This is a genomic window from Stenotrophomonas sp. GW821-FHT01H02A (genome assembly GCF_059422145.1).
In genome coordinates, this window is the sequence record NZ_JBWKWI010000008.1 from 198,796 (window position 1) to 216,495 (window position 17,700).

The 17,700-nt window shown below is 67.7% G+C and carries 15 protein-coding genes; 7 read left to right on the top strand and 8 right to left on the bottom strand.

The window, feature by feature from the left end; genetic code table 11:
* The first annotated feature begins 49 nt into the window (after positions 1–49).
* Positions 50–811, top strand: a complete 762-nt coding sequence (locus tag AC07WC_RS13870; protein ID WP_495210529.1) for an SGNH/GDSL hydrolase family protein — start codon at positions 50–52, stop codon at positions 809–811.
* 95 nt (positions 812–906) lie between these two features.
* Here AC07WC_RS13870 and AC07WC_RS13875 read toward each other — a convergent pair whose 3' ends face one another.
* Entirely contained in the window at positions 907–3,039 is a 2,133-nt protein-coding gene (locus AC07WC_RS13875; protein WP_495210504.1) for a TonB-dependent receptor family protein, read from the bottom strand.
* Between the two features lie 862 nt (positions 3,040–3,901).
* On the opposite strand from AC07WC_RS13875, the gene AC07WC_RS13880 reads away from it, so the two are divergent.
* Entirely contained in the window at positions 3,902–4,369 is a 468-nt protein-coding gene (locus AC07WC_RS13880) for a hypothetical protein (protein WP_495210530.1), read from the top strand.
* Between the two features lie 209 nt (positions 4,370–4,578).
* Here AC07WC_RS13880 and hutU read toward each other — a convergent pair whose 3' ends face one another.
* Genes hutU through hutI form a run of 4 tightly spaced genes read right to left on the bottom strand, consistent with a single transcriptional unit; the run spans position 4,579 to position 9,837 of the window.
* Entirely contained in the window at positions 4,579–6,246 is a 1,668-nt protein-coding gene (gene hutU, locus AC07WC_RS13885; protein WP_495210505.1) for a urocanate hydratase, read from the bottom strand.
* Positions 6,243–7,076, bottom strand: a complete 834-nt coding sequence (hutG, locus tag AC07WC_RS13890) for an N-formylglutamate deformylase (protein WP_495210506.1) — start codon at positions 7,074–7,076, stop codon at positions 6,243–6,245. Before hutG ends, hutU begins: the two co-directional genes overlap by 4 nt.
* The gene (gene hutH / locus AC07WC_RS13895) at positions 7,073–8,614 is read right to left on the bottom strand and encodes a histidine ammonia-lyase (RefSeq protein WP_495210507.1); all 1,542 of its coding nucleotides are present in this window, start codon (positions 8,612–8,614) and stop codon (positions 7,073–7,075) included. The genes hutG and hutH overlap by 4 nt, the downstream gene beginning before the upstream one ends.
* A gap of 23 nt (positions 8,615–8,637) precedes the next feature.
* Positions 8,638–9,837, bottom strand: coding sequence for an imidazolonepropionase (gene hutI / locus AC07WC_RS13900; protein WP_495210508.1), 1,200 nt, complete (start codon positions 9,835–9,837; stop codon positions 8,638–8,640).
* Between the two features lie 63 nt (positions 9,838–9,900).
* Here hutI and AC07WC_RS13905 point away from each other — a divergent pair, with 63 nt between their 5' ends.
* Positions 9,901–11,277: a formimidoylglutamate deiminase gene (locus AC07WC_RS13905; protein ID WP_495210509.1), complete on the top strand. Its 1,377-nt coding sequence runs from the start codon at positions 9,901–9,903 to the stop codon at positions 11,275–11,277.
* A 12-nt stretch (positions 11,278–11,289) separates the two neighbouring features.
* Positions 11,290–12,033 carry a histidine utilization transcriptional repressor HutC gene (gene hutC / locus AC07WC_RS13910; protein ID WP_495210510.1) on the top strand — a complete coding sequence of 248 codons (744 nt, stop codon included), beginning with the start codon at positions 11,290–11,292 and terminating at the stop codon, positions 12,031–12,033.
* A 3-nt stretch (positions 12,034–12,036) separates the two neighbouring features.
* Here hutC and AC07WC_RS13915 read toward each other — a convergent pair whose 3' ends face one another.
* The 3 genes from AC07WC_RS13915 to AC07WC_RS13925 all read right to left on the bottom strand — a co-directional run bounded on the left by AC07WC_RS13915 (position 12,037) and on the right by AC07WC_RS13925 (position 14,193).
* Positions 12,037–13,056, bottom strand: coding sequence for a restriction endonuclease (locus AC07WC_RS13915; protein ID WP_495210511.1), 1,020 nt, complete (start codon positions 13,054–13,056; stop codon positions 12,037–12,039).
* A 267-nt stretch (positions 13,057–13,323) separates the two neighbouring features.
* Positions 13,324–13,818 (bottom strand): phasin family protein, encoded by a 495-nt coding sequence (locus AC07WC_RS13920; RefSeq protein ID WP_495210512.1) that lies wholly within the window; start codon positions 13,816–13,818, stop codon positions 13,324–13,326.
* A gap of 99 nt (positions 13,819–13,917) precedes the next feature.
* Positions 13,918–14,193 carry a polyhydroxyalkanoic acid system family protein gene (locus AC07WC_RS13925; protein WP_313210757.1) on the bottom strand — a complete coding sequence of 92 codons (276 nt, stop codon included), beginning with the start codon at positions 14,191–14,193 and terminating at the stop codon, positions 13,918–13,920.
* Between the two features lie 121 nt (positions 14,194–14,314).
* Between AC07WC_RS13925 and AC07WC_RS13930 the strand changes: the two genes are divergently transcribed.
* The 3 genes from AC07WC_RS13930 (at position 14,315) to pheA (ending at position 17,585) form a co-directional block, all read left to right on the top strand.
* Positions 14,315–15,115, top strand: a complete 801-nt coding sequence (locus AC07WC_RS13930) for an FHA domain-containing protein (protein WP_495210513.1) — start codon at positions 14,315–14,317, stop codon at positions 15,113–15,115.
* Positions 15,116–15,251: 136 nt separating this feature from the next.
* Positions 15,252–16,337: a 3-phosphoserine/phosphohydroxythreonine transaminase gene (serC, locus tag AC07WC_RS13935; protein WP_495210514.1), complete on the top strand. Its 1,086-nt coding sequence runs from the start codon at positions 15,252–15,254 to the stop codon at positions 16,335–16,337.
* A gap of 51 nt (positions 16,338–16,388) precedes the next feature.
* Positions 16,389–17,585 (top strand): prephenate dehydratase, encoded by a 1,197-nt coding sequence (gene pheA / locus AC07WC_RS13940; protein ID WP_346462648.1) that lies wholly within the window; start codon positions 16,389–16,391, stop codon positions 17,583–17,585.
* The last annotated feature ends 115 nt before the right edge of the window (positions 17,586–17,700 follow it).

The window sequence follows — 17,700 nt, forward strand, 5'->3', positions numbered from 1 at the left end:
CGTGCCGCAACCGGAGTGCCGCGCTTTGACCGCCTTGATCCGTTCCGCCGTGCTTGCCGCGACCTTCGCTGCGTGTGCCCTGCATGCGAGCGCACACGCACAGGAGTCACCTGCGACCAACCCGCTGTATCAGGTGCCCGCCGACAAGGCGACCCCTGCGCAGATCACGGAGATGCAGCAGCGCCTGCTCGACTGGCCGCAGCTGCAGCGCTACCGCGCCGAGAACGCGGCGCTGGCGCCCGTCGCGCCCGGGACCAGGCGCGTGGTGTTCTACGGCGATTCCATCACCGAAGGTTGGGGGCCAACCGGCGGTGACGGTTTCTTCCCCGGCAAGCCCTACGTCAACCGCGGCATCTCCGGGCAGACCACGGCGCAGATGCTGGTGCGCTTCCAGCAGGATGTCATTGCGCTGAAGCCGGCCGTGGTGGTGATCCTGGCCGGCACCAACGATATCGCCGGCAACACCGGACCTGCCACGCAGGCGATGATCGAAGACAACCTGCGCGCGATGGTGGAACTGGCGCAGGCGCACAACATCCGCATCGTGCTGGCCTCGGTGCTGCCGGTCAGCGACTACCCGTGGCAACCCGGCGCGCAGCCTGCCGGCAAGGTGACGGCGCTCAACAGGGCACTGCGCGCCTATGCGGAGCAGCAGGGGCTGGTCTATCTGGATTACCACACGGCCATGACCAACAAGGATGGAGGGCTCGATCCGGAACTGGCCGCCGATGGCGTGCATCCGACGCCGGCAGGCTATGCGCGGATGGTGCCGTTGGCCGAAGCGGCGATCGCGCGGGCACAGGCGCGCTGACCATGCTGGTCGGTGCGCTTGTCACCTTGTTCGGTTTGTATCTGCAAACGTTCCAGCTCGATGCGGTGGTATGAGGCACCGCACCGCCTGAGGGCTCAGTCGAAGCGCCAGCGCACCCCGGCATACACACCGCGCCCGTCACCCGGCGTCGAACGCGCGACATCCTTGCCGGCATCGTCGTAGCCCGGCGTGACCGTCGCGGCGTAGTGGCGGTCGGTCAGGTTGCGCAGCTCCGCCCACGCCTGCCAGCGGCCGCCGGGTGCGTCGTAGCCGATGCGGGTGCCGAAGATCACGTGGCTGTCGGCGCTGTAGCTGTTGGCATAGTCGACGAACATCTTCGAGGCGTACTCGGTGTTCACCCCGGCGTAGAAGCCGGCCGGATGGTCATAGCGCAGCTCGGCCTGGTAGTAGTGGCGCGGCAGGCCGGGCAGGCGGTTGCTGCCGAAGCGTGCATCATCGCGGTAGCGGAAGTCGCTGAAGGTGTAAGCCTGGCGCAATGACAGCCGCCCGCCGACGCCCTGCCACAGCGCACTGTCCAGGCCCGCTTCGATGCCACGGTGCACGGTCGGGCTGGCGTTGGATTCGGCGATGAACAGGTTCGGCACCGGCTGCACTTCCACGGTGAGCAGTTCGTGGTTGAGGCGCGCGTAGTAGCCGGTCAGCTCCCAGCGGCCGAGCGCGCTATCGCCGCGTGCACCGAGTTCAAGCGTGGTGGCGGTCTGGTTGTCCAGTTCCACCGGCGCGCGCTGGCGGCCGGTGGAGGCGCCATTGCCGGCGGCGAAGTACTGGTTCGAACCCCAGATCATCGACCACGGATGCGCCGGCTCCACCGAACGGCTCAGGTTGCCGAACCACTGCGTCTGCGGCGTCTGCTGCCAGGTGAAGCCCAGCCGCGGTGCATAGTCCCATTGGCGCTCGGACAGCCGTTCCGGCGTGGCCGGCCAGGTCACCTGCACATCGCGGCGGGTGTGGATCAACGCCATGCCGGTCTGCAGGCGCAGCGTCTCACTCAGCGCCAGATCATTGCCGATATGCAGCACGCTGTCGGTGCCGTCATGCTGGAAATCGCGGGTGTGCGTGCCAGCGGGATAGCCGTTGCTGGCGAAGCGCAGGGTCTCGCGCACGTTCGCGTCCAGATCGTGGGTCACGCGCAGGCCGATCGTGGTCACGCTGTCATGCCCGAACAGCGCGTGCCGGCGGCGGTAGTCCAGGGTGCCGTTGAGGTTGGCGTAGTCCAGCTGCTGGCGGTAGAGGCTTTCGTTCAAGTCCATCGGGTACTTGTGGTACACGAGGCCGGCCTGCAGCGACGAACTTTCATCGATGGTGTAGGTCGTGGTATTGCCGATCCAGGTGCTGCCCGGCTGCGGGCGGCGCGCGTCGATCGCCAGGTTGGCTGGATTCGCCGCGCGCGGATCGTTGCGGATCTGCGCGCGGGTCAGGCGCCCCGGGGTTTCATGATCGGTCTCGCGGTAGCGCAGGAAGAAGCGCGTTTCCAGCTCCGGGGTGAGTTGCCAGCCGATGTTGGCCACCGCGCCCTTGCCCTTGCCGGCGGCGTGCTGCTGATAGCCGTCGTACTCGGTGTCGGTGTAGGCCAGGAAGTAGTCGACGGCATCGTGCACCCCGCCCAGGCTGATCCCGCGCTTCTGGTAACCGCGCGCGCCGGCTTCGTAGTGCAGCTCCAGTCCGGGTGTGTCGCGGCCGCTGCGGGTGATGTAGTTGATTGCACCACCCAGGGCCAGCGCGCCGCGCTCGAACCCGTTGGCGCCGCGCAGGACCTCGACGCGGCTCAGCCACAGCGGTTCCAGCAGTTCGTACGGCGTACCGCCCGGGCCGGTCAGCGGCAGGCCATCCAGCGAGACCGACAGGCCGGAGGCATGCGCGCCCGGCGCACGGTTGAGGCCCGAGCCGCGGATGGAGACCTTGACGCCTTCGTTGCCGGCGCTCTGCGCGCTGATGCCGGGCTGGTAGGCCAGCACATCGGCGGTGCCGGCCACGCGGCCCTGACCGACCTGGGTCATATCGACGACGTTGCCTGCACCGGGCACCCGATCAAGCGCGCGGCGCGCAGCCTCGGTGGCATCGGCGGCGGTGACGTTCACCGCGTCCAGGGTGACGGCCTGTCCGGCAGGCGCGGCGTGGGCGGTGCCGGTGGTGGCAAGGCTGGCCAGCAGGGCGGCGGCGAGCAGCGACAGGGCAGGGGCGGTGGAGCGATTCGGGAGGGCAGTCATTCGTGCGCGGTATCAGTGCGGACACGGCCCGCGTCGCCGCGGCACCCTGTCAACTTCATGTGGGGCGCGCAAGTTAACAGGATGAGGGGGTGTTCGTCACCCTTGTGGGGCGTATGGGAATACTCAACGAAGGTGTCGCGACGCTCCCAAGCCCGGATAGCGGTGGTGCCGCACGCGGTTCGTAAGGTTGCAGACCTGCTCGGCGGTAAATGCGGGACGCGCTTGAAAGGGGGGGATGTACCCCGCTTGCTCAAGATTCCGTCTCTGCTGCCGATAGGATCGTGGAACTGCATGTAAATGCGCTTGGCGAATGTGGCTTTACAAGGCTCGCATCGCTTGGGGAACCCAGGGAGCAATAGACATGGACGATTTGCCAGAGTACCCATACATCGACAGCCGTTACGACGATCCGCGGGAGATGGATGAGTTGCGGAACTTCGTCGGGGCGCTGAAAGACTGGCGGTTGAAGTACCACGTAGAGCGCGTCTTCTACGATACGAAATCGAACGTATGTGATATTTCGATCGCTCCGCATGTGGACGAACGCACAGCAGACTTCATTTATGCGCTTGCTGACGACCATATCGGCCAGTACGTTCGTAACGGCTTCGTTTACCACGGCAAGCCCATGGCGGATTGGCACGCTGCAGAGTGGGGCATGGAGAGCGATGAAGCCACGATCGACCATGCCGCGAACCTGGACGAGTACCTGCAGCCGGAGAATGGCAATGAGGACGCCGATGCCAATGAGCAGGCAACGGCGCCTGGCTTCGATATGCGGGAGGCGGCGCTGCGCTGGGATAGACAATGGCGGACCACCGCGGAGCAGCGTGCGCTTGCTGGCCTGGAAGGTGAGACTGCCCTGGCCGAGTGGTTCGAGCGAGAGGGACTGCCCTACGTAGCGATTTGCCAGCAGCCGGATACGTTCGCCAGCCTGTTCACCGGAGCGGTCAAACGCCCGGACTTCCTGTTGTTGTTCGATGCATTGGGCATGATCGGTGTAGACGCCAAGAATCTCTCGCCGAAAGAGTGGAAAGGACGCTTGTTTTACTCACTGACCTTGGATGACGAGCTCAAGAAGGCTATTGCTTTCGAGCGCGTGTTTCGGATGCCGGTATGGTATGCCATCAAGGGCAGGGACGAGTGGCTGTGGATCAGTGCCCTGAAGGCAGTGGAGGTTGGAAGGACTTTCCAGAACAGCTCCACTAAAGCCAACTTCGTCAGCATCGGCAAGCAGCACTTCGTCCACGTCCGTACGGGGAATGACCTTGCCGGTCTGTACGCCCAGCGGATGCCAACGTACCAGCGGGTCGGGGCGTTGGCTGGCTGAATTCCCCGGCGGTGGCCAAGGGCGTGGCGCCATGGATCACATGCAGTTTCCACTCACAAGGCTTGCGCTTGCCTGCATCACCCAGAACGTCCGGGTAGTCTGACGTTCCCTGCGAAACGAGCGCTCGCTTGCCCGGAAGCATTGAGCATCTGGTGGGTGGAATCAGGTCTATGTGGAAGGCCCCGACCGTCGGCCGGGGCCCTCCCGCATCAGCCCAGAATCCCCGGCAGATCCAGCCCCTTCTCCTTCGCACACTCCACCGCGATCCCATAGCCCGCATCGGCATGCCGCATCACGCCCGTGGCCGGGTCGTTCCACAGCACGCGCGCGATGCGCTTGGCCGCCGCTTCAGTGCCATCGCAGACGATGACCATGCCGGCGTGCTGCGAGAAGCCCATGCCGACGCCGCCGCCGTGGTGCAGCGAGACCCAGGTGGCGCCGCTGGCGGTGTTGAGCAGGGCATTGAGCAGCGGCCAGTCGGAGACGGCATCGGAGCCGTCCTGCATGGCTTCGGTTTCGCGGTTCGGCGAGGCGACGCTGCCCGAATCCAGGTGATCGCGGCCGATCACCACCGGTGCCTTCAGTTCACCATTGGCGACCATCTCGTTGAAGGCAAGACCGAGCCGATCACGGTCGCCCAGGCCGACCCAGCAGATGCGCGCGGGCAGGCCCTGGAACTTGATCTTCTCGGCGGCCATGTCCAGCCAGCGGTGCAGGTGCGGGTTGTCCGGGATCAGCTCCTTGACCTTGGCGTCGGTCTTGGCGATGTCTTCCGGGTCGCCGCTCAGCGCGGCCCAGCGGAACGGGCCGATGCCGCGGCAGAACAGCGGGCGGATGTAGGCGGGCACGAAGCCGGGGAAGTCGAATGCATCCTCCACGCCTTCTTCCAACGCCATCTGGCGCAGGTTGTTGCCGTAGTCCACTGTCGGCACGCCAAGCGAGTGGAAGCCGAGCATCGCGCGGATGTGGTTGGCCATCGACGCGCGCGCGGCGGCTTCCACTTCCTTCGGTGCACTGACGCGCTTGTCGTCCCATTCTTCCACCGTCCAGCCCTGCGGCAGGTAGCCGTTGACCGGGTCGTGCGCGGAGGTCTGGTCGGTCAGCAGGTCCGGCTTCACACCGCGGATCAGCAGCTCGTCCAGCACGTCGGCGACGTTGCCGAGCAGGCCGACCGAGAGCGGCTTCTTCGCCGTGCAGGATTCCTCGATCAGGCGCAGCGCTTCGTCGAGGTCGTCGGTCCAGGTGTCCAGATAGCCAGTGCGCAGGCGCATCTCGATGCTGCTCCTGCGGCATTCCACCGCCAGGCACGAGGCACCGGCCATCACTGCAGCCAGCGGCTGCGCGCCGCCCATGCCGCCCAGCCCACCGGTGAACAGCCACTTGCCGGCCAGGCTGCCGTTGTAGTGCTGGCGGCCCATTTCCACGAAGGTCTCGTAGGTGCCCTGCACGATGCCCTGCGCGCCGATGTAGATCCAGCTGCCGGCGGTCATCTGGCCGTACATGGCCAGGCCCTTTTTATCGAGTTCGTTGAAGTGGTCCCAGTTGGCCCAGCGCGGCACCAGGTTGGAGTTTGCGATCAGCACCCGCGGGGCGTCCACATGGGTGCGGAATACGCCGACCGGCTTGCCGGACTGCACCAGCAGGGTCTGGTCATCCTCCAGCCGCTGCAGGGTCTGGATGATCGTGTCGTAGCTTTCCCAGTCGCGCGCGGCGCGGCCGATGCCGCCATAGACCACCAGCTCCTGCGGGCGCTCGGCCACGTCAGGGTGCAGGTTGTTCATCAGCATGCGCAGCGGCGCTTCGGTCAGCCAGCTCTTGCAGGTCAGCGTGGTGCCGGTCGGGGCGAGGATGGTGCGGGTGGAATCGAGACGGGTCATGCAGCACTCCGGGACGTAGCGAAGTCGAGACAGGCATCGAGCACCTGCTGCAGCGTGGCGCGCAGCGGGGCGGCGTGATCGGGATCCAGCGGGGTGGGCCAGCTGTGCTCATCCACGGCCTCGGGCTCGTGCATGTAGCCGCGGCAGGCCAGCTCCATCTGCAGCGTGTGCACGCCGCCGGGGATGTCACTGTAATGGCGGGTGATGTAGCCGCCCTTGAAGCGGCCATTGCGCACATGGCTCATGCCGCTCATCGCGCAGAGGTTGTCGACCACATCGGTCAGCGCGTTGTCGCAGGTGGTGTCGCCATTGGTGCCCAGGTTGAACTGCGGCAGCTGGCCATCGAACAGGTGCGGAATGTGCGAGCGGATCGAGTGCGCGTCGTACACCACCACGGTGCCGTGCTGCGCACGCAGGCGCGCGATCTCCGCAGCGAGGGCGTCGTGGTAGGGCATGAACCAGGTATCGCGGCGGTGCGCGATCTCCGCGTCGTCCGGGCCGTGGCCATCACGGTACAGCGGCTGGTTGTCGAAGGTGGTCAGCGGACACAGGCCGGTGGTGTTCTGGCCCGGGTACAGCGAGGTGCCGCTGGGATCGCGGTTGAGATCGATGACCGAGCGCGACACCGCCGAGCGGATCGTGGTGGCGCCCATCTGCTGGGCGAACGCATACAGATCGTGCACCCACCAGTCGGCGTCGCGGCGGGCCAGCCACGGTGAGATGAACTGCGCGGCCAGCGCATCGGGCAGCTCGGTGCCGGTATGCGGAAAGCTGACGATCAACGGTGCATCGCCGCGGTGGATCTGCAGCCAGTCCGGATGTGCGGTCATGACAGCGGCTCCAGCGGTGGGAGGATGTCGGCCAGTCCCTCAGCCAGCACGCCGCTGCGGACCAGATCGGTCGCGGCGACCATGTCCGGATGGAAGTAGCGGTCGTCTTCCAGCGTCGGTACCTGCGCGCGCAGGCGCAGGCGCACGGCTTCCAGCGCATCACTGGAGCGCAGCGGTGCATGGAAATCGCAGCCCTGCGCGGCGGCGAGCAGCTCGATGCCGATCACGTTGGCCGCGTTCTCGGCCATCGCGATCAGGCGGCGCGCACCATGGGCGGCCATCGAGACGTGGTCTTCCTGGTTGGCCGAGGTCGGGATCGAATCGACGCTGGCCGGGTACGCGCGCTGCTTGTTTTCCGAGACCAGCGCTGCGGCGGTGACCTGCGGGATCATGAAGCCGGAGTTGAGGCCGGGCTTCGGGGTGAGGAAGGCCGGCAGGCCGGACAGCGCCGGGTCGACCAGCATCGCGGTGCGGCGCTCACTGATCGAGCCGATCTCGCACACCGCCATGGCCAGCATGTCGGCTGCGAAGGCGACCGGCTCGGCGTGGAAATTGCCCCCGCTCAGCGCCTCGTTGGTATCGGTGAACACCAGTGGATTGTCGGACACGCCGTTGGCTTCGATCGCCAGCGTGGTGGCGGCCTGGCGCATCACGTCGAAGGCCGCGCCCATCACCTGCGGCTGGCAACGCAGGCAGTACGGGTCCTGCACGCGCACGTCGTTGTCGCGGTGCGATTCGCGGATCGCCGAGCCCTGCATCAGCGTGCGCAGCGCGGCAGCGGTGGCGATCTGCCCGCGCTGGCCACGGATGCTGTGGATGCGGGGGTCGAACGGCGTGTCCGAGCCCTTGGCCGCTTCCACCGAGAGCGCGCCGGTGACCAGCGCCGCGCGGAACACGGTATCGATCGCGAACAGCCCGGCCAGGGCATAGGCGGTGGAGTACTGCGTGCCGTTGAGCAGGGCCAGGCCTTCCTTCGCGCCCAGCACCAGCGGGGCGAGGCCGACCTTGGCCAGTGCCTCGGCCGCGGGCAGGCGCTGACCATCGACGAACGCTTCGCCGACGCCGATCATCACGCTGGCCAGGTGCGAGAGCGGGGCCAGATCGCCGGAGGCGCCGACCGAGCCCTGGCACGGAATCACCGGAATGACGTCGTGCTGCAGGAAGGCTTCCAGCAGCGCCAGCGTCTGCGGGCGGATACCCGAGGCGCCCTGGGCCAGGCTGGCAAGCTTCAATGCCATCATCAGGCGCACCACCGGTGCGGGCATCGGCTCGCCGACGCCGGCGGCGTGCGAGAGCACGATGTTGCGCTGCAGGGTTTCCAGATCGTCGCGCTCGATGCGCACACTGGCCAGCTTGCCGAAGCCGGTGTTGATGCCGTACACCGGCGCGCCCTTGGCGACGATGTCGGCCACGGTCTGCGCACTGCGCAGCACGGCCGCGGCCGAGGCCGGGTCAAGCCGCACCCGCGCGCCGTCATGGATCGCGCGCCATTGCGCCAGCGTGACGGCGCCGGGGTGCAGGGTCAGGGTAGTACTCATGGAATCTCCAGGCATCACAGGGTTCATGCGGGTTGGCCGCGCATCACGCGGGCGTGCAGGGGGTTGAAGCCCATGCGGTAGACAAGGTCGGCGGGTGCCTCGATGTCCCACAGGGCGAGATTGCAGTCCAGGCCGACCGCCAGTCGGCCGATCCGGTCATGGCGGCCCAGCGCACGCGCCGCTTCACGGGTGAAGCCGGCGATGCATTCGTCCACGGTCATGCGGAACAGGGTGGCGGCCATGTTCATCGCCAGCAGCGGGCTGGTCAGCGGCGAGGTGCCGGGGTTGGAATCGGTGGCCAGCGCCAGCGGTACGCCGGCCGCGCGCAGTTCCGCGATCGGGGGCAGGGTGGTATCGCGGGTGAAGTAGAACGCGCCCGGCAGCAGCACCGCCACGGTGCCGGCGCTGCGCATCGCGGCGATGCCGTCGGTGTCGAGGTGCTCGATGTGGTCGGCCGACAGCGCACCGTGGCGCGCCGCCAGGGCGGCGCCGTGCTGGTTGCTGAGCTGCTCGGCATGGATCTTGATCGCCAGCCCGTGCTGCTGCGCGGCGATGAAGACCTGCTCGGCCTGGGCGGCACTGAAGGCGATGTTCTCGCAGAACACGTCCACCGCTTCGGCCAGCCCAGCGGCGGCAACCGCCGGAATCATGACGTCGCAGACCTCGTCGATGTAGTCCTGCGCGTCGCGGCCCGGCGGAATCGCATGCGCGCCGAGGAAGGTCGGCACGATCTCGACCGCGCGCTGGCGGCCCAGCTCGCGCGCGACCTGCAGTTGCTTGGTCTCGTCGGCCAGGGTCAGCCCGTAGCCGGATTTGATCTCGAGCGTGGTGATGCCCTCGGCCAGCATGGCGTCCAGCCGGGGCAGGCTGGCGGCCAGCAGCTCGGCCGCGCTGGCGGCGCGGGTGGCGCGCACGGTGGAGACGATGCCGCCGCCAGCACGGGCGATGTCGGCATAGCTCACGCCCTGCAGGCGCTGCTCGAACTCGCCGGCACGGTTGCCGGCATAGACCAGGTGGGTATGGCAGTCGATCAGGCCGGGGCTGATCCAGCGCCCGCCGCCGTCGATCCGCTGGGCCGGCTGCAGATGGTCCGCCGAGCCGGCCGCGCCGACATGCACGATGCGCCCATCGGTGGCGGCAATGACGCCGTTCTCGATCACGCCCAGGCCCGGGCCATCGACGGTGATCAGGTTGGCGTGGTACCAGAGGGTGTCACAGTGCATGGCAGCAACCACATCGGTGTATATGTCTATACAATATAGGCGCCTCTTCCGGGATGTCCAGTGATGCCAGCCAACCCCGCACCGATCCTTCGTTTCCATGCCGCCCACGCGCTGCTGCCGCAGGGCTGGGCGCGCGATGTGCGCATCGTCAGCCAGGGCGGCACGCTCGTCGAGGTGACCCCGGAGGTGCCGGCCGAGCCGGGCGATGCCGCGTTGGCGATCGCACTGCCGGGCCTGGGCAACCTGCACAGCCACGCCTTCCAGCGCGGCATGGCCGGGCTGACCGAGCTCGGCGGCAACAGCGGCGACAGCTTCTGGAGCTGGCGCGAACTGATGTACCGCTTCCTGGCGCATCTGCAGCCCGAGGCCATGCAGGCGATCGCCGAGCAGGCCTATGTGGAGATGCTGGAATCCGGCTTTACCCGGGTCGGCGAGTTCCACTATCTGCATCACGGCCCGGACGGCGCGCGCTATGCCAACCGCGCCGAAATGGCCGAGCGCATCGCCGCCGCGGCCCACTCCAGCGGGATCGGCCTGACCCTGCTGCCGGTGTTCTACGCGCACGCCGATTTCGGCGGCGCCGCGCCGAACCCGGCCCAGCGCCGGCTGATCCACGATGTCGACGGCTTCGCTGAGCTGCTGCAGGGCTGCACCCGCGCGCTACAGGGTCAGGACGATGCAGTGCTCGGTTTCGCCCCGCACAGCCTGCGCGCGGTGACCGGCGAGGAATTGTCCGCGCTGCTGCCACTCAACCCCGGCCCGGTCCACATCCACATCGCCGAGCAGACCCGCGAGGTCGATGCCTGCGTGGCGTGGAGCGGGATGCGCCCGGTGCAGTGGCTGTATGAACATCTTCCGGTGGATGCGCGCTGGTGCCTGGTGCATGCCACCCACATCACCGAGCCGGAGCTGCGGCAGATCGTGGCCAGCCGCGCGGTGGCCGGGCTGTGCCCGATCACCGAAGCGAACCTGGGCGACGGCCTGTTCCCGATGCAGGCGTTCGCGCGCGCAGGTGGCCGGTTCGGCGTCGGTTCGGATTCCAACGTGCTGATCGACGCGGCCGAAGAGCTGCGCCTGCTCGAGTACGGCCAACGCCTGCAGCTGCGCGGGCGCAATGTGCTGGCCCCGGGCGATGGCCAGTCCACCGGCCGCTGGCTGTACGAGCAGTCATTGAGTGGTGCCGCGCAGGCGCTGGGTGTGGCCGCCGGCCTGCAGGCGGGCGCACCGGCCGATCTTGTCGAACTCGATCCCGACCACCCGGCGCTGATCGCCCGCGACGGCGATGCCTTGCTTGACAGCTGGGTGTTCGCCGCACGTAATGGCGCCGTGCGATCGGTGTGGCGCCAAGGGCGCCAGTTGGTGCGTGACGGTCGCCACCCGCAACGCGAGGCGGTGGCCGCACGGTTTGCCGCGGCACTTCGACCGTTGTTGGGGGTCTGATCAGGCCCTCCCATGCAGGAATCCAGAGTGACGGGCAAGAAAGCAGCAACCCTCAATCAGCGCATCCGCGCCGATCTGGAAAGCCGCATCCTCAGTGGACAGTGGGAGCCTGGCTTCCGCATCCCGTACGAACACGAGCTGATGGAGCAGTACGGCTGCTCGCGGATGACCGTGAACAAGGTGCTGACCGCGCTGGCCGAGAGCGGCATGATCGAGCGCCGCCGCCGCGCGGGCTCGTTCGTCGCCCGGCAGCCGCCGCACCTGGAGCAGGTGGCGCTGGAGATCCCCGACATCGCGATGGCGGTGGAAGCGCGCGGGCATGTCTATGGCTACCAGTTGCTGGAGCGCGCCTATCGGCGCCCGCGCGAGCAGGTAGCGGAGGAAACCACCCTGGCCGGCGGCGAAAAGCTGCTGGCGATCCGCTGCCTGCATCTGGCCGATGGCCGGCCGCTGGCGCTGGAGCATCGCCTGATCAGCCCGGTCGGGGTGCCGGAGGTGCTGGAGGTGGATTTCGAGACGACCGCCCCGGGCAGTTGGCTGTTGCAGAACGTGTCATGGACGCGCGCCCAGCACCGGATCAGCGCCTGGGGTGCCGATGACGCGGCCGCCACGCTGCTGCAGGTCAAGCCAGGCACCGCCTGCCTGGTCATCGACCGCCTCACCTGGCGCGGCGAGCAGCCGATCACCTGCGTGCGGCAGATGTTCCTGGGCGATGCCTACGATCTGGTCGCCCGGTTCTCGCCGGGCGCGCGCTGAGCCTTACAGCGTCGTGCATTGCCGCCAGCGCACCGGCTCATCCACGCCGGGGCGCGGGTTGAGCTGGATGCGCACGGTGCGCAGCGCCGGGTAACGGGTCACTTCCGCGCAGATCAGCGGCCAGATCGCCTCGATCTCGCCGGTGCGGTTGATCGCCAGCGTCTGCCGGGTCAGCCAGATCCCGCTGGCCACGCCGGGGTGGGTGGCGACTTTGCGGGACAGCTCCTGCTGATAGCGGTCCAGCGTGGCGTTGTCCGGGTTGGCGTCCATCGCGGGCAGGGCGGCATCGGCGGCCGGCGTTGCCGGCGCCTGCGCTGTCGCAGATGCGGGTGCGGCACCGGTGGGTGCCATGGCTGCTGCCGTCGCAGCAGTTGGCGAGGCCACCGCCGGTGGGGTCGCGGCCGGCGCGTCGGCCCACTCCTTTTCCAGCCCGGCGGTCAGCGAGCCCAGCCCGACCATCAGGCCCAGCGTCGCCGCGCCCAGCGCCGCGATCGAGATGCGACGGATCGCCTCGCGGCGGGCACCGGCCTGCACGCGTGCTTCCATGTCGCCGGGCAGATAGGGCTGCAGCAACGGCCACAGCAGCGGGCCGTCAAGCACCTCGACGTTCTGCTTTTCAGCCGCGATGCGACCATCGCGCTCGACCTTGCCCTCGGTGATCAGGATCCCGCCACGGGCGCCGGCCAGGCGCGCGGCGGCGCCCAGCTCGTTCACCGCCGCCGTGCCGATCCGGTAGGCGCGCCCGTGCTTGCACGACAGCAGCCAGCGTTGCGGGCCGTCGTGCATCAGGAAATCACTACGGGGCTCGCGGCTGTCGACCGCCTCATCGGGGACGTCCTGCAGGCCGCGCTGCTCGTGCATCGCGCGGCGCACGATCAGGGAGAATTCGCGCCAGTGCATGCCGGCCAACGCATTCAGGCCGAGCTGGGTCTCCTTGCGCTTCCGTTTGATCAGCCAGAAGTAGGCCGTGGCCAGGAACCAGACGATGAGGGCCAACAGCAGGGCCAGAATCCAGGAGAGCATGCAGGGGGATATGAACAGGGAAGTGCGATAGACAGTTTATATGCGCCTTTGCACGTCTGCGGCGCGTGGATGTCGCGCCGCCCGGCATCCGGCGATCACGTCGGTGACGGCCGTCTCACTTTGTGGCGTTGCGGCGGATCGAACGCCCACAAAAAACCCGCCAATCCAGAGCCGTGAGGGGAGGGAACAAACGGCGGTGGAAGCGATTGGCGGGTCGATTTCGATTGTCAACAAAGTCGTGCTGCTTTGCAACAATCAAGGGAGCAGTCAGGCGTCGGAGGTCGGCGACTGGTGCGTGCCCGGGGACGGATCGGCCGATGGCGAGGCATTGCGGGCCTCGGCGCGGTTGACCCGGGTGTTGAGCGCGTCGATCCGGGCATTGAGCGCGGCCACGTCCTCGGCAGTCGGGATGTGCAGGCGCTTGAGCACGCCCTGGACCCGGTCATCGAAGGCCTTCTCGACCTTGTCCCAGGTGCCGCTGGCCTTCTCGCGGGCTTCGCCGAGGTGTTCCTCGACATTGTCGCGCCAGCGTGGCGCGTCGCCAGACTGCTCGCGGTTGCGCGCCTCGATGTTCTCGCCTTCCTTGACCAGGTTGTCGAACACCCGGCTGCCTTCGGCCTGTGCGCGCCCGAAGGCGCCCAGGCCGGCCAGCCAGATCTGCTGGGCCGAGTCGGTCAGCTTGCGCGAGAAACGCTCGGCCTGGTCCTGCAGCGAGGGCTTCTCGCCGGGGATGCGATCGTCGAAGTCGTTGGGTGAAGTCATGGGGCGATCCCTGTGGGTGGACACCCTTGGATCGTATGCATCGCCGGCTTCAAGCGATGTGATGGCCGGCGCCTGCGCAGCGCCGGGCCGGGCGTCGGTTCAGCCGAGCTTTTCCTGCAGCACGCGCTGGATCTCGCTTTCCACCATGCCCTTCATGGCCGAGAGCAGGAAGCCGAGCTTGGCGGTGACCTGCACCTGGCCGGGCTGCAGCGCGATCGCGCCATCCACGCCGGAACCGCTGAAGTTCAGCACGTCGCCCACCCAGTTGGACTGCAGGCCGAAACGCTCGGACAGTTTGGCAGCGACTTCTTCGATGGCCTTGCGCGCGTTTTCGGCGGGCAGGGAGTGGGCGTGACGGATATCGATGGTGGACATACAGCCTCCTGGCGGACAACGGCGCGGATTCGGGCGTGCATTGTGCGCATCCTCAGGCACAACTCCAAGGTCTGCGTCACACTTCTTCTTCCCTGACATTCAACCTGCTAGGCTGCGCCGCGTGCAGAACCTGCTAGTCCACTTTACTCAACGCCAACATCCCGACCAGCCCCTGCGGCCCGGGGTGCAGCGCATCGTGCGCCATGCTTCCGGCACCGTCCGGCTTGGCGATGACACTCCCGGCACCCTGTTGCTGGCCCAGTTCTGCCTGGATGACCGCGGCCTGTGGCTGCAGGTCGCCAGCGGCATCCGCGGCATCCACGTCAATGGTCGCCCGGTGCGCCGGATGGCGTTGCTGCGTGCCGGTGACGCTGTCTATGCCGATGGCGTGGAAATGGTGGTGCAGGGCGGCTGCGAGGCGGTCGTGCATGCGCCGCCGCGTAGTGATGACGGCAGCGATGACCAGCGCCTGCTGCGCGGGGTCGGCGGCCAGCACCACGGGCGCAGCTTCACCCTGGATCGTCCACGCGTGATCGGACGGGGGCCGGAGGCGGACATCGTCATCGACGATCCGGCCTTCGCCGAGCAGCACGCCCGCCTGGAGCAGCACGGCGAGCGTCTGTTGCTGCGCGACCTGGGCGCCGGCGAGTCCACCCGGGTCAATGGCGTCACTGTTCGCCACTGCTGGCTGCAGCCCGGTGACCAGCTGGTCTTCGACGCCCAGCACCGCTTCGTGCTCGAGGTGCCGCATGACGGCCGCAAGCGCATCGTGGTCGAGGAAGAAGACGACGGCTTCGAAGCGCGCCAGCGCCCGGAACCGGTGGCTGCGCCGAAGCGGGTGAGCCGCTGGCCGTGGTTGCTGGTCAGTGCGCTGCTGCTCGCGGCAGCGATCAGCGGCCTGCTCTGGTTCGGGGCGAGGTAGTGCCGGCCGCTGGCCGGCAACCAAGCACGCCTGGCGTGGGCCATTAGATTCGTTTGCAACCAAATTCGCCTTGTCCTGCAAGGCCTAAAGGCTGGTGCGCTGCGGCATACTAGGGGTCTTGCCCCATAGGTGTGACATGACGCGCGCGTTCAATTTCAGTGCCGGCCCTGCAACCCTGCCGGAATCGGTCCTGCGCCAGGCGCAGGAAGAGATGTTGGAGTGGAACGGCGCGGGCGCCTCCATTGTTGAAATGAGCCACCGCGGCCCGGAGTTCATGGCTGTCGCCGCCCAGGCCGAGGCCGATCTGCGCCGCCTGATCGGCATCCCGGACGAGTACGCGGTGCTGTTCCTGGCCGGCGGTGCGACCACCCAGCAGGCCCTGCTCGCGCTCAACTTCGCCCAGCCCGGCCAGAGGGTGGATTACGTGCTCACCGGGCACTGGGGCAAGACCGCGATCAAGCAGGTCAGCCCGTATGTCCCGGTCAACGTCGCTGCCAGCAGCGAAGCCAACGGCTTCCACGACATCCCGGCACGCGCCAGCTGGCAGCTCTCCGATGATGCCGCGTACGTGCACATCACCGCCAACGAAACCATCCACGGGGTCGAGTTCCGTGACACCCCGGACGTGGGCGATGTGCCGTTGTTCGCCGATTTCAGCTCGTCGATTGCCAGCGAGCCGCTGGATGTCAGCCGGTACGGCCTGATCTACGCCGGCGCGCAGAAGAACCTCGGCCCGGTCGGTGTATCGGTGGTGATCGTGCGCCGGGACCTGCTCGAGCGCAGCGGCCAGCCGCGCGCGGACATTTTCGATTACCGCTCGCACGTCGCCCGCGATTCCATGCTCAACACCCCGCCGACCTGGAACTGGTACCTGGCCGGCCTGGTGTTCCAGTGGATGCTCGCCGAAGGTGGCGTGGAAGAATTCGCGCGCCGCAACGCGGTCAAGTCGGGCCTGGTGTACGAGGCGATCGACCAGTCCGGCGGCTTTTACCGCAATGAGGTCGTAGCGGCCGCGCGCTCGCGCATGAACATCCCGTTCTTCCTGCCGGATGACGCGCTCAACGCACGTTTCGTCAGTGAATCCAAAGCGGCCGGCCTGCTGGCGCTGAAGGGGCACAAGGCGGTCGGCGGCATCCGTGCTTCGCTGTACAACGCCATGCCGGTGGAAGGCGCGCAGGCGCTGGCCGCCTTCATGCGCGATTTCCAGCAGCGCAACGGCTGACGCATTCGTTTTTCCCGGGGCGCTCGCCGCCCCACTGCAATTGGAACCCAGATGGCCACCAAACCCGCCAAGCCCAAGGCCGCCAAGCCGGCGCCGACCCCGCCCAAGGCTGCTGCCCCCGCGAAGAAGGCCAAGGCCGCCAAGCGCGATGCCGCACCGGCCGTTGCCGCGCCCGTGCTGTCGGACGTGCGCGCCAAGATCGACCACATCGACCGCAGCATCCAGGCGCTGATCGCCGAGCGCGCCAACTTCGCCCACCAGGTGGGCAAGGCCAAGGGCAAGCTCGCCGCTGCCGTGGATTATTACCGCCCCGAGCGCGAGGCACAGGTGCTGCGCATGGTGGTGGACCGCAACGAGGGCCCGCTCAGCGATGAAGTGCTGGTCCACGTCTACCGCGAAATCATGTCCGCCTGCCTGGCCCAGCAGGAGCCGTTGAAGATCGGATACCTCGGCCCGGAAGGCACCTTCAGCCAGCAGGCCGTGCTCAAGCATTTCGGCCGCTCGGCGCTGGGCCTGCCGCTGGCCAGCATCGAAGAAGTGTTCCAGGAAGTGGAAGCGGGCAACGCCGATTTCGGCGTGGTGCCGGTGGAAAACTCGGGGCAGGGCACCATCCAGATCACCCTGGACATGTTCCTGACCTCCAACCTGAAAATCTGCGGCGAAGTGGAACTGCGCGTGCAGCAGTACCTGATGTCGCGCAGTGGCCGGCTGGAGGATGTCGAACGCGTCTACGGCCACCCGCAATCGTTCATGCAGACCTCCTCGTGGCTGCGCGCCAACCTGCCCAAGGCCGAGAAGATCCCGGTCTCGAGCAATGCCGAAGGCGCACGCCGCGCCCGCAACGCCGACGACGCCGCCGCGATCGGTGGCGAGAGCGCCGGGCATGTGTACGGGCTGAAGAAGGTGGTGACCAAGCCGATCCAGAACGATGCGGACAACACCACGCGCTTCCTGGTCATCGGCCGCAACATCTTCCCGACCTCCGGCCACGACCGCACCTCGGTGCTGGTGTTCATCCACGACAAGCCCGGCGCACTGTTCGACGTGCTCAGCCCGTTCGCGCGGCATGGCATCAGCATGAACCGGATCGAGTCGCGGCCCTCGCACAACGCCAAGTGGGAGTACGGCTTCTTCATCGACCTGGCCGGCCACGTCGAGGACGAGGCGATGCAGGCGGCGCTGGCCGAACTCAAAGCCCACTCGGCGCAGATCAAGATCCTCGGCTCCTATCCGGTCGCCGTGCCCTGATCCGACGGCGCAGCGCCCCGCGCGCTGCGTCCGGCCCGGCGCCCCGGCGGGCGCTGCAGCCCCTCCCGCATACCGTTGCATCGCCGCCGCGGCGGCCCGCCCCATAGGATTTCCG